Origin of the sequence: Solidesulfovibrio magneticus RS-1 (assembly GCF_000010665.1) — a bacterium.
GTDB lineage: Bacteria > Desulfobacterota > Desulfovibrionia > Desulfovibrionales > Desulfovibrionaceae > Solidesulfovibrio > Solidesulfovibrio magneticus.
The window spans coordinates 3,797,183-3,820,764 of the sequence record NC_012796.1 but is presented as its reverse complement, the minus strand read 5'-3'; the positions used below and the strand labels follow the sequence as shown (position 1 = coordinate 3,820,764).

Below are 23,582 nucleotides of genomic sequence, written 5' to 3'. Positions count from 1 at the left end.
CGTCAAGCGCCATCGACGGTCCTTGGGCTCTCCGCCCGACAAAGCGCCAATCTTCGACGAAACCCCTTTATATTTTTCTCCAGATGGGGGGTCTGGGGGCCTCAGGCCCCCAGCCGCCGGAGGCATTCTTTTCTTCCCTTCCCTCCCCTTCCTCCCATTTTCACAGCGCTCTACAGGCCTGTCGAAACTCGCAGTAGGGGCAGCGGTTGTTGTCTGGGCGGGGGCGGAAGCTTGGGATATTGGCGAGGTGGCGCAGGACCGCGCCCAGGAGCTGGGGGACGTTGCGGGTGATGGCCTGGGCGCGGGTTTCGGGGTCTTGGCGCGGGCCGAACAGCGGACGTTCCTGCCCTTTGTCGCGCAATTCCACCACGGCGGCGTCGGCTGGCGTTTCGCCGCGCGCGGCGTGGTACAGCCAGCAGTAGAGCGGCAGTTGGACGCTGCCGGCCCGGCTGGCGATGTCCTCAAAAAGCGCGTCGTCGGCGGCCAGGGGATCGGCGGCCAGCCGGTCCCAGAGGTGGTCGTCGGTCCAGAAGCGGCCTTGGCCCTTGGGCGGCCGGCCGGTCTTGTAGTCGAGGATGACCACGCCGTCTTCGCGCTGATCGATGCGGTCGGCCCGGCCGGTCAGGGGATAGGTCCGGCCGCCGGTTTCCAGGCTGGCGGTCAGATCGGTTTCCAGGGCCAGGATGGTGGTGCGGGGCGTGGCGGCCACGGCTTCGGCCAGCTTGGCCCGGCCGGTGCGGGTGAGCAGCAATTGGCCGTCGGGCGGCAGGGCGGCGAAGGCGGCGTGGCCGGCCAGCCGGGTTTCGAACAGGTCGGCCAGGGCCGCGGCGTCAAGGTCGGCGGCGTCGATGTCGCGGTTGAGGTAGGGCGTGAAGAAGTCGCGCAAGACTTCGTGGACCACCTCGCCCACGGCTGCCCGGTCGCCTTCCTCGGCCACCTCGGCCAGGGGGGAGAGCGGTGAGAGGTAGCGGTAGAAAAAGCGCAAGGGGCAGGCGAGGTAGGCGTCGAAAAAGCTGGCCGAGAGCTTCTGGGTTTCGAGATAGGCGGCCAGCCGGTCGGCCACTTCCCCGGTGACCGGCACGGCCGGGTCGCTTGCCGGGATGGGGCAGGGCGGCAGGCGCAGGATGGAGACCGGCGGCTCGCCGGGCTTAAGCACCCGGCCCAGGCGTTTTTCCTCTTCCCATAAAAGCTGTTCCACGAACCGGCTGCGGCCGGGCTTGTCCTCGAACAGCCCGGAGCCGGGCGAGCCGGTGCGGTAGAAGACGGTGATCTCCTCGGCCCCGAAAAAGAGCCGGTAGAGGTTGTAGGCGGCGACCAGATCGCGCTCCCGGGAGTCGGGCAGGCCCATGAGGCGGCGCAGGGTGTCGGGCAGCAGCGGATCGTAGCGCGGCGCGCCGGGCAGCTTGGCTTCCACGGCGTCGAGGAGGAACAGGCGCTTGAAGGAGAGCAGGCGCGTTTCCAGGACGCCGAGCACTTGCAGGCCGGTCAGCGGCTCGGCCTCGAAGGGGGCGCGCTCGTCGGCCAGCAGCCGGCGCAGCAGGGCGAAAAGGGTCGGGGCCGGCAGGGCGGCGTCGGCCAGGCGGCCGGAAGTGAGCGCCGGCACGATGCCGGCGGCCAACCGGAACAGGCACTCGGCGTCGATGAGAAACCGCTCCCAGGCGTCGCCGCAATGCTCGGGGTCCAGCAGCAGATCGCACAGCCCGGCCAGGGCGTTGCCCAGGGCGCGCGGCGTGTCCACGGCGTCGAAGGCGGCCAGGCAGACGCCCAGCACGCGTCCGGCCAGGGCCAGGGCTTCGGGGCTTGGCGGCTCGTCGTCCTCGCCGCCGGCCAGGGGCAGGGCCAGAGGATCGACGTAGGCCCCCCCCTGGCGGATGGCCGCCTCCAGGCCGTGGAACACGGCCCGAAGCGGTTCGGCCGCGCCCAGGCGCAGCATCTTGAGATAGGGATGGCGCAACAGGGCAATGAGTTCGCGCCAGTGGTAGCGGCCGCGCTCCAGCCGGGTTTCCTGCAGGGCCAGGATGGTTTCCAGCAGCCGGGCCAGGGACGAGCGGGCGAGCGGATAGCCCATGGAGATGTTGACGTCGCGCCGGGGCAGGATGTGGAGCACCGGGCTTAAAAGCCCGGTGTCGGGCAGGACGATGGCCGTGGATTCCAGGTCCGGGGCCTCGCTTAGCGCCTCTTCCAGCCCCTTGAGCTCGGCGTGGAGGTCGTGGGCTTCTATAAAGCGCAGCTTTTTCGAGGACAGGTTGGCGGCGTCGGCGTCCAGCACCAGCGTCCCACGGCTGGGATCGGCCTTGGCCCTCAGCTTTCGCGCCTTGCCGTCGCCCAGGACCACGGCCTTGGCTTTCCAGTCGGCAAGCAGCCGCTTGTGCTCGCGGCAGGCGAAATGGATCGGCCGGCCGCCGTCGGCCAGGGCCGGGTCGGCGTGCCAGACCAGCTCCAGCAGGCCTTTTTTCCACAGCGTCTGCAGGAGCGTTTTTTCCGCTCCGGTCAGCACGGCAAAACCGCAGGCGAAAAGGCGCTTGCCGGCGAAGCGCTCGGCCACGGCCGGGGCGTTTTCGGCAGCCAGGGCGGCCAAAAGTCCGGGCGTGCCCAGGCCTTCATCCAGCAGGCGCTGCCGGTAGCGTTGGTGGATGGCCCCCAGCCGTCCCAGCAGCGCCGCGGCCGGGGCCAGTACCTGGCCTTCCAGATGGGCCAGGTCCTGGCCGGGGATGCCCTGGCGGAACAGCTCTTCCATGATTTCGGCCAATTCCAGGCCCCAGGGGAAAAAGTCGGTGATGTCGGCCGGGAAGGCTTCGTCTTCGGAGGCCGTGGCGGCGATGTCGCGCACGATGTCGTGGAGGATGGCCACCCGGTCCAGGGCGTCGAGCATGACCGGCGGGACCGGGGCGCAGTCGGCCCCCAGGGCGGCGGTCCATTCGCCGATGGCGGCGATTTCGGGCAACAGCAGGGGCTTTGGCAGTCCGGGCAGCTCGGCCAGCCGGTCGCAGAGATGGCGGGCGGCCCGGCGCAGGGGGAAAAGCACCACCACGTCGGTGAAATCGCCCCCGGTGGCGGCGACGAGCCGCCGGGCCAGGGCGGCGAAGAATTCCTCGGTCCAGGGGATGACGCTGACAGGGGCTTTCACGAGCGGATCTCCACGGGGCGGCATTCCCGGCGGTCGAGGTAGAGCAGGAAGCCGGCGGCCGGCGCGTCGGCCAGACCCGGCAGGCGGCGGATAAGGCCGACGTAGCGGCTCACCTGGGCCTCGTGGTCGGTGGCCGGCCGGCCGGTCTTGAAATCGGCCACCAGGATGGCCTCTGGCGAGGCGGCAAAGAGGTCCGGCCGGTGGCGCGAACCGTCGGCGTCCAAAAGCTCGCGCTCGGGCAGCCCCGCGACAAAGGCCGGGCGCAGGGCGTCAAGGCCGGCCAGCCAGACGAGCATGTCGGCCAGCTCCTGGGCCAGGGCGGCCCGAAGGCCCGGGTCCAGCCGGGCCGGCCCCAGGGCCGTGGCCACGGCCCGGGCGGCGGCCGGGGCGGGATCGGCCGGATCGAAACCGGCCCGCGCGAAAGCTTCGGCGGCGGCGTGGGCCAGCTCGCCGCGCTGTTTTTCGGAAAAACGCATGGACTGGCGGATGTCGCGGGCCACGTTGCGAAACACCTTGACCCGGGGCAGCCAGTCCATGGGCGGCCCGGGTTCCACCAGGGCCGGCTCGGGCGGCGGGGTCGGGCAGGCGGCCGGAGCGGCGGCCGGGGTCTCGGGCGGCGCGCCGATGCGGATGGGATCGCCGTCGGCCGGGTCGTGGCCCAGGCCGGCGAACAGCCCGGCCATGGCCCGGGGCAGGGGGTAGCTGGCCTTGTCGCGCAGCGGCCCATGGCCCGGAACAAAGGCGTGCAGCTCGATCTCGGGCCGCGTCCAGGCCACATAGAGCAGATGGAGCTGCTCGGCCAGTTCCCTGGCCCGGCGTCTGGCGTAGTCCAGGCCAAGGCCGGGCTGGTCCGGCACCAGCAGCCGGCCTTCGGGGAAATCGGCCGTGACCAGGGCCGGGTTTTTGTTGTCGGTGTGGAAGTGGTGGTAGGGCACGACCACGGCCGGGAATTGCAGCCCTTTGGCCTTGTGGATGGTCATGACCCGCACGGCCCCGGCGTTTTCCGGCTGGGGCACGGTCTCGCCTTCGCCCTTGTCGTTCCAGAATTCCAGGAAGGCGGAGATCGACGCCCGGCCGTCGTTTTCGGCCAGATGGGCGATTTCGAGAAAGCGCCGGATAAAGGCCTCGTCGGCCGGCCGGCGTTCGATGAGCCGGTAGCCCGACACCACCGAGCGCAGGATGTCGTAGGGCGAGGCCACGCCGGACTGGCGCAGGTAGGGCCGGATGAGCCGCTGCCAGACTTCGGGCCAGCGGGCCTTGAAGGCCAGGGACAGCGAGGCCCGGCGGGGCAGCCCGGCCAGCCAGCCGGCCAGTTCCCGGCGGTCGATGCCCGACAGGTCGCCAAAAAGCTCCTGGCCCGAGACAAAGGCCCAAAACGCCAGGCTGTCCGGCGGATAGTCGAGAAACGCCAGCATGGCGGCCAGCTGGCCAATCAGCGGATGGTCGGCCAGGCGCAGACTGTTCTCGGTCACCACCTCGATGCCGGCCGCCACCAGCCAGGCGGCGCAACGTGCGGCCTGCGGGTTGGTGCGGGTGAGCACGGCCACCCCGCCCGGGCCGTGGCGCGGGATGAGTTCGGCCTTGAGCAGGGTCAGCAGCGCCCCCCGGGCCGCATCGTGGTAGGTGTCCGGGTCTTCGGCGTTAAGGGCCGTGACGCGCACATGTCCCTGGGGGCCGTGGTAGTCCGGCCGCACTTCCTGGGTCGCGCCGGCAAAGGCCCGGCCGATGGCGGCGGCCAGCTCCGGCGCGGCAGCGGCCAGCCCTTCGCCAAGGAGGGCCTCGGTGGTTTGTTGGGCTGCGGCCGGGTCGCTTAAGCGCCCGAAAAAGCGGTTGTTGGCCCCGACAATGGCCGGGGCGCTGCGCCAGTTGTGGGGCAGGGCGTCGAAGATCGGCTCGGCCACCTGGGTCAGCTCGGGATCGGCCGGGGCCTCGTCGAAAAGGGCGGCGTCGCCGCCGCGCCAGCCGTAGATGGCCTGCTTGACGTCGCCGACAAGGTAGAGGCTGCCGCCGCGCGACAGGCTTTCCAGAGCCAGAAGGCGCAGCACCTCCCATTGGCTTCTCGCCGTGTCCTGGAATTCGTCCACCAGGATATGGGCCAGCCCAGAACCCATGCGGCACCAGGCGTCGGGCACGCCGTCCTCCCCGGCCAGGCGCGCCGCCACGAGCCGCCCCCACTGGGATTGGGGCAGCATCCGCATCCGGGCCAGATAGGCCGGGAAATCGGCGGCCAGCCGCCGGGCCAGGGCCAGAAACGGGGCCAGCCGGCTGGCGGCCAGCAGCACCGGCCCCTGGCGGCGGCAGACGTCGTGGCTGGCGGTCATGGCGGCGTGGAGCCGGTCCAGGGCCGGAGTGACCTTGTCGCGGGAGGCTTTGTTCAGGCACTCGGCCAGGGACGCCTTGGCGGCAAAGGCTGAGGAGGGCAGGGCGGCGGCGTTGTCGCAGTCCCGGCATTTGCGCAGAAACGTGAGGAAGTGGGCGTTGCCGGACAGTTTTTCGGCCTCGATGGCCCGCAGCAGGGCGTCGGCGGCGTTCTGGAGTTCCCCCAGCCGCCGGGCCAGGCCCAGGCGCAGGGCTTCGGGGGCGGCGTCGCCGCAGTCCGGGTCGGCCAGGAGCCGGGCGGTCACGGTCAGGAGCTGGTCGCGAAAGCTGACGGTGGGCAGGAAATTTTTGGTGTGGTCAATAAGCGCCCCGGCCGCCTCGGAAAACTGGCGGGCCAGGGTCGGATCGGCCGGCAGGCCGGCGCACAGGCGCTCGTAGAGGTCGTCCAGGATGGCCCGGTCGTCAAAGGACGGCTCGAAATCCGGGCGCAGCCCCAGCTCCAGGGCAAAGACCCGGGCCAGCAGATACAGCAGGCTGTCGATGGTGCGGATGCCCAGGCGCTGGGCATGGACGAGCAGCGACTCCAGCTCGCGCCGGGCCGTGGCCCGCTTGCCGGGCTGGGCCGGGTTGGGATCAAGGGCCAGACGCTTGAGCGCCTCGATGACCCGGTCGCGCATCTCGGCGGCGGCCTTGTTGGTAAAGGTCACGGCCAGGATGTCGGGCACGGCGTAGGCCCCGTCGCTGGCGTCGCCGCAGGCGCGCGGCAGGTCGCGGCTGGCGCCGAGAACGAGATCGATGAAACGCCCGGTCAGGGCGTGGGTCTTGCCCGAACCGGCCGAGGCCTTGACCTGGATGAGCATGATGATCGGCTCCTTGGGGATGCTGCCTGAAAGGTAGCCGCAACCCGGCCGGGGCGCAACGCCGCGGGAGTCGTCCTTGCCGGCCGGCCCGGCCACGGGCATGGTGGGGCCATGACAAACGATACGACGACAACGTGGACGATTCCGCCCCAGGCCGACGGCTGGCGGCTGGACAAGGCGCTGGAGCTCATGCTGCCCGAGGTGGGGCTTCGGGGGCGGCGGCGGCTGATCGAATCCGGCGGCCTGACGGTCAATGGCCGACTGCTGCCCGCCGGCTACCGGGTCCGGGCCGGTCAGACCGTGGCCATGGTCCCGCAAGACCGGGAGCGCCGGTTCGGGCCGGCCGATGTGCCGGTGGTGCTGACGGCCGGGGACTACGTCCTTTTGAACAAACCCTCCGGCCTGCACAGCGCCGCCCTGGCCCAGGGCGGCGGCGAGAGCGTGGAGGCCCTTTTGCCGGATATTTTTCCGGGCCGGCCCTCGTTTCTGCTTTCGCGCCTGGACAGTCTGACCACGGGACTCTTACCGGCGGCGTTTTCACCCGAGGCGGCAGCGACCTACCGGGACATGGAGGAGTCTGGCGAAGTGGACAAGACCTACCTGGCCGTGGGCCACGGGGAACCGGACGTGACCTATTTTCGGTGCGACGGCGAACTGGACGCGGCGGACCGCAAAAAAACAAGGGTGCTGGACAGGGCGACCATCGATTCCCTGCGCATGACCGAGGTCGAGGCGTTGGAGACGCGAGGGGGGGTGACGCTTTTTCGCTGCACCATCAAGAAAGGCGCGCGCCATCAGATACGCACCCATCTGGCCTGGGCCGGCCATCCGCTGGTGGGCGATCCGCTGTACGGCCAGGGGGAAGGGGAACGGCTATTTTTGCACTGCGCCGGCATCGACTGTCCGGCTTTTGCGGCGCTTTGCGACGCGCCGTGGAATCTGGCGGAGGCGGTGGAGATCGTTTCGCGGGGAGCTGTTGCGTAAAGAAACCGTGTTTGCGATAGCGCTTTGGCCAAAACCGGCGTTGCCGGCTTGGAAAGGGGCCAGATCAGTCGGTTTCGGTGGCCAGGGCGTCGAGGAGCCCTTCGATGATTTCGTAGCGCTGGATCAGGTACGTGCCGGAGGCCACACGCCGCTTGAGATCGGCGATACGGCGGGCGCGTTCGGCCGGATCTTCCTGATGGCCGCTGGCCACGCCGCGGGCGCGGTGGTGCTTTGCTGCTGCGTTCATGGCGGACTTCCTTGTCGCTGGTTTCTCCCGGTCCCGTTGGGAGACATCCGTCGTCGCCGCTCTTATCGGCGGCCTTGACGGCAGTCTTTAGCAGGACAGAAAAAAAAGCGGTCCAAGGCTGTAACCGGAAAAAAAGCTTGCGGGCCGGACACGGGGTGTTTATAAAACGCAACATGACGCAACGAGACGAGGAGACAAAAGCCTTGGGCGGCTTTGAAGGGTTTTTCGAGCGGGCGGCCAAGGCGGCGGGATTGGCCTCCCAGGCCGAGCTGGCGGCGCTTTTGGGCGTGCACCGTTCGGCCGTGACCCAGGCCAAGCGCAAGGAGGCCGTGCCCAAGGCCTGGGTGCTCACCGTGTCGCGCCGCACCGGGGCCGACCCGGACTGGCTGGAGTATGGCCGGCGGCGGAGCGGGGCGGGGCGCGGAGACGGCCGGGGCAGCGCGGCCGACGACGGGGCGGCGGTTGCGGCGGAGATTTTCGCCGCCGTGCCCAAGGTGCGGGCCCGGCTGTCGGCCGGCGGTGGGTCGTTTGAGACCGGCGGCGAGGTGGAGCGGGTCTATCCGTTTCGCCAGGACTGGCTGCGGGCCAAGGGGCAGCCGTCGCGCATGGTGCTCATGGACGTGGTGGGCAACAGCATGGAGCCCGAGATTCGCCACGGCGACATGGTGCTGATTGACCAGGGCCAGACGGCGGTGGTGGCCCATGGGGTCTATGCCGTGGGGCTGGAGGACACGGTGTTGGTCAAGCGGGTGGAGAAGCGGCCCGGGCAGCTGGTGCTTTTAAGCGACAACCGGGACTACGCGCCCATCGTGCTGGCCGGGGACGAGCTCGACGCCTTGCGGTTCATTGGCCGGGTGTTGTGGGTGGGTCGGGAACTGTAATTTTTTTTCATCAGACTGTTTATATTTATCTACTTCGTTGCGCAGGCCGCGCAACAAGGAGGCGGATCATGCAACGTCGTTACTGCCGCTGCGGCAAGTCCATCCTGGTGGAATACCGGCCTTGCGGCCCGACCTGGCGGGCGGTGTTTTTCCGGCCGCGCCTGCTGTTCCGTTCGCGGGTGCAACGCTGCCCCTGCTGCGGCGCGGCGCTGGACATCGACAGCCTGTCCTGACGCCGCGCCCGCGCTGGCGGCGATACGACGCCCTGTGGCGGTTTGGTCATTTCCCTGCGTCGTCGCCTAAGGGCACACAGGCCGGTGTGGCGGCCGGCTGCAAACGCGGCCACGAACATTTCCGGAGCCGGGTGGCCCGATCCCCAATCCGCCGCCCGCTCCGGCTGGCCCGGGACGCCGGTCGCGAAGCGCCCCCGCATCGGCCTCCCCCAAGCCTGGCCGTGGGGTCCGTTCCCCCAGGCGGCCGGTCGACCCGGGCCATCCGTGGACGCCGTATGGCCATGCCTGCGGCGTCCACGATTTCTAACCGCCGCATATCGTTGAAGCCGGGCTTTCCTCCGCAACCAATCGGGAGTATGTGAACCAGACGCGACGTGACCGGAGGGAACGGGATGGGGAAGTGGACGTTGGCCGCGCTTTTTGCCGCAACTGTGTGCGGCATTTCCTCCATTTATCTGCCCCAGCCCTTGTTGCCCCTTCTGGCCGAGGCTTTCGGCGCGTCCCAGGCCACAGCCTCCCTGGCCGTCACCGCCACCATGCTGCCCCTGGGACTCGCGCCGCTGGTTTACGGTTTTTTTCTCGACGCCGTGCCGGCCCGGCCGCTTATCGCCCTGTCCCTGGGACTTCTCGGCGCGACCACGGCGGCCTTGCCTTTTTGCGTCGATTTCGAGGTTTTCCTGGCCTTGCGGGTGGTGCAGGGCTTGGTGGTTCCCTGCCTGCTCACGGCGCTGATGACGTACCTCGCCACCTCCGTGCCTACGGCCGAGGTGCGCCGGGTCATGGCCGCCTACATCGCCGTCACGGTGCTCGGCGGTTTTTCCGGGCGCTTTTTTTCGGGCCTGACCGCCCATCTGTTCGGCTGGCGATTTCCCTTCTACTGCCTGGGGGGGACCCTTGTGGCCTGCTGCCTGGCCTGTCTGGCCTTGCCCCCGGACGGCCGCTCGGCCTTTTTGCCCATTCGCCTGCGCGACGCGCCCCATGTGTTGGCCAAGCCGGGTTTTTGGGTCACTTATCTGATCGTGGCCCTGCTGTTTTTCGTGTTTTCCGGGATGCTCAACCTGCTGCCTTTTCGCCTGGGCGAGCTGGACGGAGGCTACTCCCCCCTGCGGGCCGGGGCCATGTACTGCGGCTATCTCATGGGCATCGTCACCTGCCTGACCTCCCACCGGGTTTCCGGCCGCCTGGGCGGGCCGGCCGGGGCCATGGCCATGGGCGCGGCCGTGGTCATCGGCGCGGCCGGGCTTTTTGCCGTGCCGGCGGCCTGGGCGGTCTTCCTCAGCGTTTTCGTCCTGTGCACGGGAATGTTCATGGCCCATTCCGTGGCTCCGGGCGTGCTCAACAGCGCCGAGGCCGAACACAAGGGGCTTGTCAACGGCCTCTATATTTCCTTTTATTATTCCGGCGGCGCGCTTGGAACCTATCTGCCCGGACTGGTCCTGGGACGGCTGGGATTCGGGGCGGCGGCATCGGTCCTGGTCGCAGCGGCGGCGGCGGCCACGGCTCTGGCCGTGGGACTGCGGCGGTCCGGTCCGCTGCCCGGGAGCCTGGGCGGACGGGGAGGGGGACAATGAGACGGGCGGTTGTATCGCTTCTGGCGGTTGTCTGGCTGACAGGCTGGGGTCTGGTCGGCCAAGCCCTGGGCCAGGGCGAACCCGTGGTCCGGGGCGGGACGGTGACTTACCCGAGTTTTGACGTCAATATCGATGATAACGGCGGGCTGGGCCGGCTGCGCCTGGGCTTTGAGGTGCTTTTCACCGACGAGCTCGGAGCCAAGGCCGCCGCCACGCTACAGGTGCGTGAATCCATCCTGCTTTTTTTGCGAGGAAAATCCGCAGCCGAATTGCTGGCCCCCAAGGGCCGGGATATGTTGCGGGCGCAATTGCTGGCCCACATCAACGCGGCCATCGGCAGCCCCAAGGCCGTCAAATTGTTTTATCTCGACTACGTCGTCATCAAGGGGACGCCATGACCGTCATCCGCTGCATCCGGCACGGCCAAAGCGCCTCCAACGCCGGCGAAGTGACCGAATACCCCGACACCATCCCGCTGACCGGCCTGGGCCATGCCCAGGCTGCCCTGGTCGCCTCCTGCTTCAACAAGCCGCCCCGGCGCATCGTGTTTTCCTCCTTCGACCGGGCGGTGCAGACGGCCATGCCCCTTTGCGAGCGCTTTCCCGACGTGCCCGTGGCCGTGTGGCCGGTACAGGAGTTCACCTATCTCGCCCCCTTCCGCTACGCCGGCACCCGGCGGGGGGACCGCCACGAGGCCGTGGAACACTACTGGGAGCGCCTGGACCCCATGTATCGGGACGGCGAGGGAGCCGAATCGTTTCTCGGTTTTTGGGACCGGGTGGAGTCCTTTCTCGACCGCATGGCCGAAGCCAGCGGTCATGTGGCGGTTTTCACCCACGGCCAGTTCCTGCGTGGGGTGATGCTGCGCGTCCTGTGCGGCCGGCTTGGCGTGGAAGAAGCCATGTTCCGTTTCCGGGCCTTCCGCCAGGCCGTGGCCATACCCAACGCGGCCATGGTGGTCATCGGCCTGTCCCGGCGAGCTCCGGTGCTGGGGCCGGTGGTCACCAACCATTTGCCGCCGGAGCTGCTTTCAACCTGATGGACATGGTTTTTTTTGCCAACCCGTTGAAACGGCGCACCTGTTGCTCTATAAGCAACAGCATGAGACCGTGGGCGAGCGGAACCGGGGGGCTTTGATGGGGCGTGGGCGTTTTTGCGGGCGGACTGCGACTTGTGCGCTGCTGTTGTTGCTGCTGGCCGTGGCGGCCTTTGGCGATGCGCCGGCCTGCGCCGCCGAGGCCCAACGCCGGGCCGGATCCTACTGGTCGGGGCTGTCCCGGGAACAAAAGACCGATCTGGTGCTGGGCATCTTCGACGGCTTCAACCTCAACGAGAACATCCTCGGCATCACGCTCAAAAACGAATACACCATCTGCTCCGAGATCATGGACAGCATCATGCGCCAGTCCGACGCCTATTTCGCGGACATGCCGGCCGGGCGCATCGTCAGCGGACTCGACGGCTTTTACACGGATCGCAAGAATCGTAACATCCCCATATCCTGGGGTGTTTGGGTCGTTGTGCGCAAGAACCGGCGCGACGCCACCTTGCCCCAGTTTCTCGAAGAGCTGCGCAATCTCTACCCCTGACCATTCCATGCCTTGCTTTTTTGGGCGACGCGATTAAAAGGGCTTCGCCGCTGCATGGGCGGCAAAGGAGGCGGCATGTTGGCGCCTGTTCAGGCCTACTTCGAAAAACGCCTGGCCGACACGGCCAAGGCTCTTTCGGACAATCATTTTCTCGTCCATGTCGTGGCTGACGCCGAGGAAGCGGCCCAGGTCGTCATCGGCGAGGTGCTGCCGGCCACGGCGCCCAAGGTCGTGTCCTACGGCGGTTCCATGACCCTGGCTGCCACCGGCCTGCCGGTGCTTTTGGCCGCCCGGCCGGAGCTGTCCATCATCAATACCATGGACCATGCCATCCCGGCCGAGGAAATGTACGAACGCCGCCGTCAGGCCCTTTTGGCCGACCTCTTCGTCACCGGCTCCAACGCCGTCACGCAGGACGGCAAGCTCGTCAATCTCGACATGATCGGCAACCGGGCCTGCGCCATCAATTTCGGCCCCCGACATGTGGTGGTGCTCCTGGGGCGCAACAAGATCGTGCCCGACGTGGCTACGGGCATGGCCCGCGTCAAAAATTACGCCGCCCCGGTCAACGCCATGCGCTTGTCCAAGAACACGCCCTGCGTGGCCACCTCCCATTGCCAGGATTGCGGCAGCCCGCAGCGCATTTGCAACGTGTGGACCATTACCGAGAAGTGCTTCCCCCGGGGACGCGTCACGGTGGTCCTGATCAATCAGGATCTGGGATTCTAACAGGGCCGCCGCGCGCGGCCGGATGAGGAAGCGGCTTTGGTTTGGAAGAAAATACCCCCGGAAGCGGACTATTTCCACTGCGAGCCCGGAACGGACTATTTCATCTGCGAGGAAGGCTTCGTGGTCGAAGGCCGGTTCCTGCAGGACGGTCAGGCCAACCTGGACAAGGCCATCTGGCCCACGGTGCAGGGCAACCGGGCTTATATCCGGGTGCGCCGCAAGGGCGTGGACAAGAAGTTCCAACTGGTGCGGATTTTCGCCGAGCTGTTCCCGGAGTTGCTCGCCGTCGAACTGACGCTGCGTACCCGCAAGGGGCCCTACAGCCTGCGCATCGAAGCCGACGCCGGCGACGAACCGGCCGTCGAACGCCCGGCCGCGGCCAAGGCGCGCAAGGAAAAGCCCGTACGCAAGGAGCGTGAGCGCGAACGCGAGCGGGAACTCCCCGAGGAGGGCGACGAGGAGATCGTCGATGCTCCCGAGGAAGCCTTCGCCGAGGACGAGGACGAGGACGAACCGACCGTGGCCGTGGCCGACCACCGTCTGTGTCGGGTCTGCAACCTGCGCAAGCGCTCCTCGGAATTCAGCCCCCGCGAGGACATGTGCCTGGACTGCTACATGGGCCGCGACGAACTCCTCAAGGAGATCATCGCCCGCCGCCGGCGCAAGTCCAAGCCCGCCGCCCCCCGGGCCGCGGAAGAAAACGTCGAGCGCACCGGCATGGAAGACAACATCGACTCCTTTGGCAGCATGGATTTCGGCATCTCCCTGCCGGAGTAAACAGCGGGCGCGTTCCACCAACCGTGGAGCGCGCCTGCCCGTCACGATTTTTCGGATAACGCCTCGGCTTGCCCGTTGCCGGGCATCCGGCCGATTGCGGCGGCGCCGCCCGTGTCCTGCCTGTGCTTGCGCATCCGGCACGATTCCTGCCAGGAGGAAACCATGCCGCCATCGCCCGATTCCGAACCCGACCAGCGTCCGTCGATCGGCGTCGGCCTCAACGAGGCCGACGTGGTCATGCCCTTGGCTGCGGCCATCTGCATCACCATCGGCTGGGCTGTGGTCATGGACTATGAAAGCGTGATCCAGCCGCTGGCGGCCAGCCTGCCGGCGATAGAATCGCGTATCCGGCTCATGCGTCTGGTCATGGGCCTTTTGACCGTCGGCGGCCTGGGGCTGGCTTTCTTGGCCGCCAGGGACGGCCGCCGCCGTCGTCAGGCCGAGGCCGCCCTGCTTTTGGCCCATGACGCCCTTTCCCAGCGCATGGCCCGACGCACGGATTTGCTGCGCACCCGCACTCGGGCCCTGCGCGAATCCAGGCTTCGGGAACGCCTGGCCGAAACCGAGGCCGAGGCCGCCTACGCCGCCGGCCAGGTGGAAGCCGCCGGAGCCTACTTGCACGGCGTGGGCAACGCCATTTCAGCCATGGACCTGGAACTCCTGCGCCTTTCCCGGGCCCTGGCCGCCGCGCCGCGTCTGGAGGCCGCCTTTGCCGCCGTGGCCGAAGGCCTGCGCGGCGGCCAGCCCGACCGGGCTGCGGCCGATCTCGAATCCCTGCGCCAGACCCTGCTTGAACGGGCCATGCCCAGGCTCGCCGCCGGAGTCACCGCCGTGGCCGAACTCAAGGACCGCATGGCCGCCGATCTGGAGCGCCACCGCGGCGAATTCGAGCGGCGCGACAAGCGGGAGCCCTATCTTCAGGACGTGCGCCTGGACGAGGAACTGGCCGCCATCCTCGACCGTATGCCCCGGGCCGCCGGCAGCGATCCCGTGGTTCGAGAGATCGTCCCCGGCCTGCGCCTGCGTACCCGCAAACAGCCCTTCCTGGCCGCCTTGGCCGCCCTGGTCAGACAGTCCCTGGACGCCGCCGTGGGGGCTGTGACCGTGCGCCTGTACGCCGCCTCGGGCGGCCGGGCCGTCCTGGTCATCGAGGGCGCGACGTTGCCAGGCGGCGAAGTGGGGCCGGTGGCCGCCGGCATCAACTTCCTCAACGAAAATGGCGGAGCCGTCCGCCAGGAGCCGGCCAGCGCCAGCCAGCCGCCGCGTCTGGTTATCGAGATGGCCGGGCAGCCGCCCCAGGCGGCTGATTCCTCCGCCGGCCTTTCTTGACAGCCTGTCGCAAACCCGTATGATTGCATGATCACTGGCGGAAAAAGCCTGAGACGGCGGGGTGCTGGCGCATGGCCGGCCCTGGCCGGGCAAGGCCGCCGGACAGGCGACGGCGGGAGGCCATGGTCAGACGCGCGGTTACCGAACTTTCTCCAGGCATGGTCCTGGCCGAGGATGTCCTCACCCCGGGCGGACGGTTTCTCATGCCCCGGGGCACGGTTCTCGACGCCGGCCATCTCAAATCCCTGCTGGCCTGGAATCTGGCCGAAGTCCAAGTGGCCGGGGAGGCCTCGACGTGTCCGGATACGCCGGCCGCCGCTGCGCCCGATGCGGCGCAGGGCCGGCCCGACGTGCTGGAGGCGGCCGAGGCTGCCGTGCGCGAACGCTTTGCCTGCTGTACCCTGGCGGCGTCTCCCTGCGACGTGCTCTTTCGCCTGGCCCTGGACCGCGAGGTCCGGCGGCGGCTGGCCGAGGGCGTCCCGGCCGGAGAGGGCGGAGAGGACCGTTCCTGGCGCACGGTCGAATCCGAGCCCGGACACCTCGCCATGGACGCGCTCTTGCGCGACGAACCCCAACTCGTCTCGCCCCCGGAAGTCTACCTGCGCATCAGCGAAGTGCTGGGCAATCCAGCCAGCACCGTCGAGGACGCGGCCGAAAGCATCAAACACGATCCGTCCCTGGCCGCCAAACTCCTGCGCCTGGTCAACAGCTCCTATTACGCCCGCACCATGCGGGCCATGCGCGGCCGGTTCCCGGCCAAGATCGACAGCCTGTCCCGGGCCGTTACCGTGGTCGGGGCGCGCCAGCTGGCCACGTTGGCCCTGGGCGTGTCCGTGCTGCCGCTTTTTCAGGACATCCCCCAAAATTGGGTCAACATGCGGCTTTTCTGGGAGCACAGCGTGGGCTGCGCCGCCGCCGCCCAGGCCCTGGCTGAGGCCACGGGACTGGTCAATCCCGAGACCGCCTTCGTGGCCGGGCTGCTCCACGACATCGGCCGCATCATCGCCTTCAAGCAGGCCCCGGCCCACATGGCCGCCGCCATGCGTCGGGCCGAAGCCGAGGGCTGTCCGCTGCATCTGGCCGAACGCGAAGTGCTGGGCTTCGACCACGCCGCCCTGGGCGGCCATCTCCTGCAGAAATGGCAGTTTCCGGCCAACCTCGAAAAGATGGTGCGCTACCATCATGACCTCGACGAGCCGTTTATCATCGACGAGCCGGCTGTCGTCCATCTGGCCGATGTGGTGGCCACGGCCATGGGCTGGGGCGGCAGCGGCAACCGGCGCATTCCGGCCGTGGAGCCGGCTGCCTGGGCCGCCTTGGGCCTGACCGGCGAGTCCCTGGCCGGACTCGTGCCGGATATGGAAGAGCGCCTGGCCGATACCATGCGGAGTTTTTTCCCGGACCACCAGGGGCCGCCGTGAGGCTGCCCCAAAGCCCGCCGGAGCGCTGATGCCCGCCCGAATCCTGGTTATCGACGACGACGCCGCCTTCAGGGAAATGCTGTGCGAGGCCCTTGCCGCCAAGGATTTCGATCCCGTGGGCGTAGGCACGGCCGAGGAGGGCGTGGCCCGGGCCAAGGCCGAGACCTTCGATCTGGTCCTCACCGACGTCATGCTGCCCGGCATGGACGGCATCGAGGGGCTCTCCAAGCTCAAGGAGGCCGCCCCGGACAGCGAAGTCATCGTCATGTCCGGCTATTCGGCCCGGGAAAAGGCCTTGGACGCCGTGCGCCTGGGAGCCTACGACTTTTTCGCCAAACCCTTTTCCCTGGCCGAAATGGAAGTGGTCATTCGGCGCGCCCTGGAGCGGCGAGCCTTGCTCATGGAGCTGCGCCAGCTGAAGTCCGCCGTGGCCGCCGGGCGCGGGCCGACCATCGTCGGCCAGTCCCCGGCCATGCGCGCCGTGGTGGACATGGTGCGCCGGGTGGCGCCGCTGGATTCCACGGTGCTCGTCACCGGCGAATCGGGCTGCGGCAAGGAAGTCGTGGCCGACGCCATCCAGGCCTTAAGCAAACGGGCCGACGCGCCCTTCGTGAAGGTCAACTGCGCCGCCATCCCGGAAAACCTCCTCGAATCCGAGCTGTTCGGCCACGAGAAGGGTGCCTTCACCGGAGCGGTGGGCCTTAAAAAAGGCAAATTCGAGCTGGCTGACCACGGCACCATCATGCTCGACGAAATCGGCGACATGCCGCTTTTCCTCCAGCCCAAGCTCCTGCGCGCCGTGGAGCAGAAACAGATCGAACGGGTGGGCGGCGGCAAGCCCATCGACATCGACATCCGCATCATCGCCGCCACCAACCAGGAGCTGCAAAGCCTGGTCGAGCAAAAGCTCTTTCGGGCCGATCTGTACTACCGCCTTAGCGTCGCCGCCATTCCCCTGCCGCCCCTGCGAGACCGCAAGGAAGACCTGCCCCTTCTCGTCGGACACTTCCTGGAGCGCATCGGCCCCCGGGTCGGCATCAATTTGCGCGGCGTCTCCCGCGAAGGGATGCAGCTGCTGTTCGACTACGACTGGCCGGGCAACGTGCGCCAGTTGGCCAACCTGCTGGAGCGGGCGGCCATCATGAGTTCCGGCGAGGTGCTCACCGCCGTGGAGATCAGCCGCGCCCTGGACGGAGCCTCGCGTCGCCCCGCCCCCGAAGCCTCGCCCGAAGGCCCGTGCCCCATGGCCGGCAACCTGCGCGACACCCTCCAGGACATGGAGCGCAACATGATCCTCACCGCCCTGCGCAAGGCCGGCGGCGTGCAAAAAGACGCCGCCCGCAGCCTTGGCGTCAGCCCCAAAAACCTCTGGAACAAGCTGCAAAAACATCGCATCGACCCGTCCGAATACGCTGGTTGACGACAGGGAAAGACGGCGAGACGGCGGGACGGAAGAATGCCTCCGGCAGCCGGGGGCCTGAGGCCCCCGGACCCCCCTCCTGGAGAAAGGGTATAAGGGGGGCGGCGGCCGGGTGATCCTCCGGCCGTCCATGCCTGAAGAGGGCTTTTTCAGGGCGTTGCGCCGCTGTCCCTGATGCGATCCTGCCTGCCCGGATGGGCGTTGCCGGTCAATCCTGACGCTCCCCCATACGCCATCGCCTCTTGCCGAAACGGCCGCCGGAAGTCCTTCGGCGGCCGTTTCGTTTGCTTGGCAGGCTTCTTGCTCAGTTCCAAGCGCCGCAACAGGCGTCTGGTCGGCCCAAGGCCGCAAGACGGGGCCGGACGGGCCTTGCCGCAGGAAAAATGCCTGCCCCGAAGACGCCATGGTGTTTGAGAAGAAGGACCAATCCCGGCGGACCAGGCACATCGTTTGAAAAAGTTATACGCCGCACCCAAGGCAGACCCCTTCCGGCCGCATTGCCGGAGGCCCGGGGCAAGCAGGCGGAGGCCCGCATGAAAACCAAGGCCGTACCCCACATCATTCTGGCCGTCATCCTGGCGTTGACGGCCGGCGTCCTGACCATCCGCTGGCTGGGTTCCGTGCGTGCGCCCAAGGTCGAGCAGGCCAAGCCGGCCGCACCCAAGGTCGAGGTGGTGGTGGCCGCCCGGGCCATCCCCAAGGGCGGCCGGCTGGACGCCTCCATGGTCAAGTCCAAGGGCTTCGAGGCCGAGGCCGCGCCCCAGGGGGCCTTGCGAGACGTTCAGGAAGCCTACGGCCGCATCAGCGCCCGCGACATTTCTCCCGACGATCCCATCACCCCGGACAAACTCATGCCCAAGGGCGCGACCAGCGGCGGCCTGGACGCCTCGGTGGCCCCAGGCAAGCGGGCCTTTACCATCAAGGGCAGCAAGATCATGGGTTCCGGCGGCCTCATCACCCCGGGCTGCCGGGTGGACGTGCTGGTGACCTATCCCGTGCCCAACGGCAAAAACGACGAAAAGATCAACAAGATCATTCTGGAAAACGTCCCCATCCTCACCACCGGCACCGAGCGCGAGACCAAGATCGGCAAGGACGGCCGGGAGGAACTGGCCAACACCGACTTCTACACGCTCATGGTCGCGCCCGAGGAGGCCGAACGCCTGGCCCTGGCCAGCGACACGGGCAGCCTGCATCTGGCCCTTCGCACTCCCGGCGACGCCGACATCGTGACCACTTCCGGGGCCGATGTGGCCAAAAGCCTCGAAGCTTTCGCCGCCGCGCCGGCCGGGCCGCCCATCGCCGACGCCGGAGCCCTGGCCGAGGAAGACGCCGGCTACAGCGTGGAAACCATACGGGGCACCGAACGCGAACGCGTGCGCCTCGACACCCTCACCGGTATACAAACGGAGGACAAGGGCCATGCCAAGCCGTAACTGCCTGCCGCGCCTGTGGGCGCGCGCCCTGGCCATCGCGCTTTCCCTGGTTTTGGCTGCGCCGGCCCAGATTGTTTGGGGCGGCGTCGCGCCGGTGGCCGTGCGCGCCGCGCCGCGTCTGGCCCTGACCATCGGCAAGTCGGTGATTTTGCAAAGCGACGCCGACATCGCCCGGGTATCGGTGGCCCAGCCCGACGTGGCCGACTTCGTGCTGCTCTCGCCGCGCCAGATCTATGTCACCGGCCGCGCGCCCGGCATCACCAATCTCACGCTGTGGGACAAGGGCGACAAGATCCGCGCCGTCTACGACCTCGACGTGGCCCCGGACGCCTCGCGCCTCAAGAAAATGCTCCACGACGTGATGCCCGGCGAGACCGGCATCGAAGTCCTGGCCAGCCAGGATTCCATTGCCCTGTCCGGCACGGTGCGCGACGCCGAGAGCCTCAAAAAGGCCCTATCCCTGGCCGAGGTCTACGCCCCCAAAAAGGTCCTCAACCTGCTGTCGGTCAGCGGCGTGCAGCAGGTCATGCTCGAAGTACGGGTGGCCGAGATGTCCAAGTCCGTGGTCAACCGCATGGGCATCAACTTAAATGCCGTGGGCGACGGCAATTTCGGCTATACTCTCCTTGGCGGGCTTTCCACCCTGGCCGATACGGTCTTTAACATCGACAACGTCCAAAACGCCTACAAGTACAGCACCATCAAGTTCAACGGCAGCGACGGCAGCAGCAGTACGGAAAGCGCCACCATCCAGACGCGTTTCCGGGAGTTCAACCAGCCCGAGCAAAGCAAGACCGTGGGCCTAAGCCAAGGCACCGCCGCCATGCGCTTCAGCACCAACTGGGGCGGAGCCGGCAACACCACCATGACCGCCGTGCTCGACCTGCTCAAGCAAAACGGGTTGGTGAAGATCCTGGCCGAACCCAATCTCGTGTGCTTAAACGGCCAGTCGGCCAAGTTCCTGGCCGGCGGCGAGATCCCCGTGCCCGTGCCCTCGGGTCTTGGCACCACCAGCATCGAATGGAAGGAATTCGGCGTGGGCCTCAAGTTCACCCCCACCGTGGCCGGCGAGGTCATCAGCCTCCAGGTCAATCCCGAGGTGTCCGACCTCGACTATACCCGGGCCATCAAGCTCGACAGCTTCGAGATTCCGGCCGTGTTGACCCGGCGCGCTTCCACCTCGGTGGAACTCAAAAACGGCCAGACCTTCGCCATCGCCGGCCTGCTCAAGGAAGAAGGCCGCGAATCCGTGGACAAGTACCCCTGGATCGGCGACATCCCGGTGCTCGGCAATCTGTTTAAGAGCTCGAGCTACCAGAAGGACCAGTCGGAACTGGTGATTCTGATTACCGCCCATCTGGTCAAGCCCCTCAACAAGAAAGACATGATCCTGCCCACCGACGGGGTCCATGAGCCCGACGACCTGGAGTTTTTCCTCGGCATCAAGCGGCCCCAGGCCGCCGCCGGCGCACCGGGCGGGGCCATCACCCGCACCGGGGCGGAAATCGACGGCGACTTCGGCCATGCCGTGCCCCTGGCCGCGGCCCGGCCGACCGAACCCAAGGGCTATTAGACGCCCGGCAGGGCAATATCGGCAGGCGCGACATCCGCCCAACCCGCGTGCTCACGGCGGCGGGGCAACCACAACGGCCTTTACCCGAGGACGCGATGCGAGCCGCAACACCCGGGCCAACTCCCGAAAGCGGGATGGAGCAAGCCATGCGAAACATGTTATGGATCGTGGCGGCGGCCCTGGCCGGCCTTTTGGCCGGCTCCCTGACCGGCTGCCAGGCCGAGAAGGAAAACATCGGCTGGGACTACGGCAAGTCCTACCATACGGTTTTCGAGGCCCAGAAAATCGCCCCGGCCGTGGTGGACGACAAACCCGTGGACGCCATGGGCGGCACACGGGCAGTCCTGGCTTATGACCGTCTGGAAAAGCAGGCCCCGGAAGAGAAAAAGCAAGGCTCGGGCGGGTTCGAGGCCTTCTTGCAGCAGAAGTGAGGCCGCGGCCTCGAGGGGACGATCCATGCGCGACAAGCTCACCGTGATTCTCGACATGCCCCCTTCGGCTGCCCGGGGGGCCTTCGAGGAATGCCTGTCCGAGGACGGCGATTTCGAGGTGCTCGGAGCCGGCGAGGAGTATGCCGACCTGCTCGTGCGCGAGCTGGCCGAAGGCGGCGAGGCCGAACTGGAGGCCGTGGCCGAGATGGTGGCCCGGCGCGGCGACCGGGAGGTGTTTCTCACCGCCCAGGTCTATGACGCCGAGGTGCTCATGCGGCTCATGCGCCAGGGCGTGCGCGAATTTTTTCCCCAGCCCGTGGATCATGAAGAGGTGCGCATGGCCCTTTGGCGCTTCAAGGAGCGCCGGGAGTCGGTGCGGGGGCCAAGGCGCAGCAAGCAGGGGCGCATCATCAACATCTTCGGAGCCAAGGGCGGGGTGGGCACCACCTCGCTGGCCGTCAACCTGGCCGCCGCCTGCCAGACCCTCAAGGACGGGGCCTCGGTGGCCCTGATGGACATGAACCTGCCTTTCGGCGAGGCCCAGCTGTTCCTCGACCTCGCCCCCAAATACCATTGGGGCGAGGTGCTCGGCAACATCAGCCGCCTGGACGCCACCTATCTCATGAGCGTCATGTCGCGCCATCCCTCCGGACTGTACCTGCTGGCTCCGCCAAGCCGCCTGGACGACCTCCAGATGGCCACCCCGGAGAACATCTCCAAGCTCCTGGAACTCATGCGCCAGGTCTTCGACACCGTGGTCATCGACCTGGGCATGTATCTCGACGAGATCACCCTCAAGGTCATGGACATCTCCGACGCCATCGTCCTGGTCTCGGTGCAAAACCTGCCCTGCCTGGCCAACGTGCGCCGCTTCCTCGACAACGTGCGCCACGCCGAGGCCGGCCTTGAGGACAAGCTCAAGATCGTGGTCAACCGCCATCTGGAAGAAAGCGATCTGGTGGTGGAGGACATGGAAAAGGCCCTGGGGCTGCCGGTTTTCTGGCGCGTGCCCAACGACTACAAGACCACCCTGTCGGCCATAAACCAGGGCAAGACCTTGCTGGAGACCGCGCCAAAGGCCCCGGTCACCCGGGCCCTTTGCGATCTGGCCGCGGCCTTGGCCCCGGCAAGCCCGGCCCAGGAAACCAAGAAATCCCTGTTCGGACTCAAGTTCCTGCGCGGACGGTCATGACCGCCGCCCCAGGCGGCAGTGAAGGAGATAGTGCATGGAACGCGGCCGCCCGCCCCTTTTGCGCCACCAGATGCCCCGCGCCCAGGCCCCGGCCCCGGAGCGGCGGGAAGCCTTGGGCCCGATCTCACAGGAATACTACGAGATCAAAACCCGCATCCACGACCGCTTGATCGATCTGATCGATCTCACCCTCCTTGACACCCTGGAGGAGTCGGCCCTAGGCGGCGAGATCAGCAAGATCGTCGAGCGGCTGTTGCGCGACGAATTCTACCAGACGCCGCTCAATCAGGCCGAGCGCGACCGGCTCATCACCGAGGTCAAGGACGAGATGCTGGGCCTTGGGCCCCTGGAACCCTTTCTCAAGGACCAAAGCGTCAACGACATCCTGGTCAACTCCTATCGCCAGATCTACGTGGAGCGGGGCGGCAAGCTGGTCCTGACCGAATCGCGCTTCAAGGACAACGACCACTTAAAAAAGATCATTGACCGCATCGTTTCCCGGGTCGGCCGCCGGGTGGACGAGTCTTCGCCCATGGTGGACGCCCGGCTCCCCGACGGTTCGCGCGTCAACGCCATCATTCCTCCCCTGGCCATCGACGGGCCGGCCCTGTCCATCCGCAAATTCGCCAAGGAAAAGCTGACCATCGAGGATCTCATCCGCTTCAAGGCCATGACCCGGGATTTTGCCGACGTGCTTAAGGGCATAGTCCTGGCCCGGCTCAACATCCTCATTTCCGGCGGCACCGGCACCGGCAAGACCACCATGCTCAACTGCCTGTCGGGCTTTATCCCCCACGACGAGCGCATCGTCACCGTGGAAGACGCCGCCGAGCTGCAGCTCAAGCAGGACCATGTGGTGCGCCTGGAATCGCGCCCGCCCAATATCGAGGGCCGCGGCGAAGTGACCCAGCGCGATCTGGTGCGCAACTGCCTGCGCATGCGTCCCGACCGCATCATCGTCGGCGAAGTGCGCGGCGCCGAGGCCCTGGACATGCTGCAAGCCATGAACACCGGCCACGACGGCTCCCTGGCCACCCTGCACGCCAACACCCCCCGCGACGCGCTCATGCGTCTGGAAACCCTGGTCGCCATGGCCGGACTCAATATTTCGGCCCTGTCGCTGAAGCGCTACATCGCCTCGGCCGTGGACGTCATCGTCCAGATTTCGCGCTTCTCCGACGGCAGCCGCAAGCTCGTCAGCTTCCAGGAACTCACCGGCATGGAAGGCGACGTCATCACCATGCAGGAGATATTTGCATTCGAGCAACGCGGGGTCACGGCCGACGGCAAGGTCAAGGGCGTGTTCATGGCCCGGGGCATCCGGCCCAAGTTCGCCAGCCGCTTCGAGGCCAAGGGGATTCGCATGCCCGAAGGGATTTTCGATCCACGAAACGTGGTGGAGGTCTAGGCGTCATGGAACGCGGCCCAACCCAAGCGTCCGCCGGCCCGGGCCGGCTTCCGGG

Annotated in this window: 20 protein-coding genes; 17 read left to right on the top strand and 3 right to left on the bottom strand. The window is 67.5% G+C overall.

Annotated elements, in window-relative coordinates; genetic code table 11:
- Positions 1-160: 160 nt before the first annotated feature.
- Positions 161-3,151, bottom strand: a complete 2,991-nt coding sequence (locus tag DMR_RS16030; RefSeq protein WP_015862040.1) for a PD-(D/E)XK nuclease family protein — start codon at positions 3,149-3,151, stop codon at positions 161-163.
- Complete coding sequence (locus tag DMR_RS16025) at positions 3,124-6,408, bottom strand: UvrD-helicase domain-containing protein (protein WP_232502814.1); 3,285 nt, start codon at positions 6,406-6,408, stop codon at positions 3,124-3,126. The genes DMR_RS16030 and DMR_RS16025 overlap by 28 nt, the downstream gene beginning before the upstream one ends.
- Positions 6,409-6,417: 9 nt before the next feature.
- On the opposite strand from DMR_RS16025, the gene DMR_RS16020 reads away from it, so the two are divergent.
- Complete coding sequence (locus DMR_RS16020; RefSeq protein WP_015862038.1) at positions 6,418-7,290, top strand: pseudouridine synthase; 873 nt, start codon at positions 6,418-6,420, stop codon at positions 7,288-7,290.
- Between the two features lie 64 nt (positions 7,291-7,354).
- Here the strand turns inward: DMR_RS16020 and DMR_RS16015 are convergent, their stop codons facing one another.
- On the bottom strand, positions 7,355-7,537 hold the full coding sequence (locus DMR_RS16015; RefSeq protein WP_015862037.1) for a flagellar biosynthesis anti-sigma factor FlgM: 183 nt from the start codon (positions 7,535-7,537) through the stop codon (positions 7,355-7,357).
- Between the two features lie 173 nt (positions 7,538-7,710).
- On the opposite strand from DMR_RS16015, the gene DMR_RS16010 reads away from it, so the two are divergent.
- From DMR_RS16010 to DMR_RS15940, 16 genes are all read left to right on the top strand, one after another.
- The gene (locus DMR_RS16010) at positions 7,711-8,418 is read left to right on the top strand and encodes a LexA family transcriptional regulator (protein WP_015862036.1); all 708 of its coding nucleotides are present in this window, start codon (positions 7,711-7,713) and stop codon (positions 8,416-8,418) included.
- A gap of 68 nt (positions 8,419-8,486) precedes the next feature.
- The gene (locus DMR_RS25080) at positions 8,487-8,651 is read left to right on the top strand and encodes a hypothetical protein (protein ID WP_006921313.1); all 165 of its coding nucleotides are present in this window, start codon (positions 8,487-8,489) and stop codon (positions 8,649-8,651) included.
- Positions 8,652-9,043: 392 nt separating this feature from the next.
- Complete coding sequence (locus tag DMR_RS16005) at positions 9,044-10,222, top strand: MFS transporter (RefSeq protein WP_015862035.1); 1,179 nt, start codon at positions 9,044-9,046, stop codon at positions 10,220-10,222.
- Positions 10,219-10,620 carry a flagellar basal body-associated FliL family protein gene (fliL, locus tag DMR_RS16000; protein ID WP_015862034.1) on the top strand — a complete coding sequence of 134 codons (402 nt, stop codon included), beginning with the start codon at positions 10,219-10,221 and terminating at the stop codon, positions 10,618-10,620. The genes DMR_RS16005 and fliL overlap by 4 nt, the downstream gene beginning before the upstream one ends.
- A complete protein-coding gene (locus DMR_RS15995; protein ID WP_015862033.1) occupies positions 10,617-11,261 on the top strand; it encodes a histidine phosphatase family protein in 645 nt (214 codons plus the stop codon). Before fliL ends, DMR_RS15995 begins: the two co-directional genes overlap by 4 nt.
- Before the next feature lie 97 nt (positions 11,262-11,358).
- Positions 11,359-11,811 carry a hypothetical protein gene (locus DMR_RS15990; protein WP_043600905.1) on the top strand — a complete coding sequence of 151 codons (453 nt, stop codon included), beginning with the start codon at positions 11,359-11,361 and terminating at the stop codon, positions 11,809-11,811.
- 75 nt (positions 11,812-11,886) lie between these two features.
- On the top strand, positions 11,887-12,540 hold the full coding sequence (locus DMR_RS15985; RefSeq protein WP_015862031.1) for a lactate utilization protein: 654 nt from the start codon (positions 11,887-11,889) through the stop codon (positions 12,538-12,540).
- A gap of 36 nt (positions 12,541-12,576) precedes the next feature.
- Positions 12,577-13,317 (top strand): hypothetical protein, encoded by a 741-nt coding sequence (locus tag DMR_RS15980; RefSeq protein ID WP_015862030.1) that lies wholly within the window; start codon positions 12,577-12,579, stop codon positions 13,315-13,317.
- A gap of 162 nt (positions 13,318-13,479) precedes the next feature.
- Positions 13,480-14,646, top strand: a complete 1,167-nt coding sequence (locus DMR_RS15975) for a hypothetical protein (RefSeq protein ID WP_043600901.1) — start codon at positions 13,480-13,482, stop codon at positions 14,644-14,646.
- A 122-nt stretch (positions 14,647-14,768) separates the two neighbouring features.
- A complete protein-coding gene (locus tag DMR_RS15970; protein WP_052279005.1) occupies positions 14,769-16,067 on the top strand; it encodes an HDOD domain-containing protein in 1,299 nt (432 codons plus the stop codon).
- A gap of 28 nt (positions 16,068-16,095) precedes the next feature.
- Positions 16,096-17,487, top strand: a complete 1,392-nt coding sequence (locus DMR_RS15965; protein ID WP_015862027.1) for a sigma-54-dependent transcriptional regulator — start codon at positions 16,096-16,098, stop codon at positions 17,485-17,487.
- A 533-nt stretch (positions 17,488-18,020) separates the two neighbouring features.
- Positions 18,021-18,923 carry a Flp pilus assembly protein CpaB gene (gene cpaB / locus DMR_RS15960; RefSeq protein WP_015862026.1) on the top strand — a complete coding sequence of 301 codons (903 nt, stop codon included), beginning with the start codon at positions 18,021-18,023 and terminating at the stop codon, positions 18,921-18,923.
- On the top strand, positions 18,910-20,496 hold the full coding sequence (locus DMR_RS15955; protein WP_015862025.1) for a type II and III secretion system protein family protein: 1,587 nt from the start codon (positions 18,910-18,912) through the stop codon (positions 20,494-20,496). The genes cpaB and DMR_RS15955 overlap by 14 nt, the downstream gene beginning before the upstream one ends.
- A gap of 146 nt (positions 20,497-20,642) precedes the next feature.
- Entirely contained in the window at positions 20,643-20,927 is a 285-nt protein-coding gene (locus DMR_RS15950; RefSeq protein WP_043600898.1) for a hypothetical protein, read from the top strand.
- A 25-nt stretch (positions 20,928-20,952) separates the two neighbouring features.
- The gene (locus DMR_RS15945; RefSeq protein WP_015862023.1) at positions 20,953-22,119 is read left to right on the top strand and encodes an AAA family ATPase; all 1,167 of its coding nucleotides are present in this window, start codon (positions 20,953-20,955) and stop codon (positions 22,117-22,119) included.
- Positions 22,120-22,153: 34 nt separating this feature from the next.
- The gene (locus DMR_RS15940) at positions 22,154-23,527 is read left to right on the top strand and encodes a CpaF family protein (protein WP_015862022.1); all 1,374 of its coding nucleotides are present in this window, start codon (positions 22,154-22,156) and stop codon (positions 23,525-23,527) included.
- Positions 23,528-23,582: the final 55 nt, after the last annotated feature.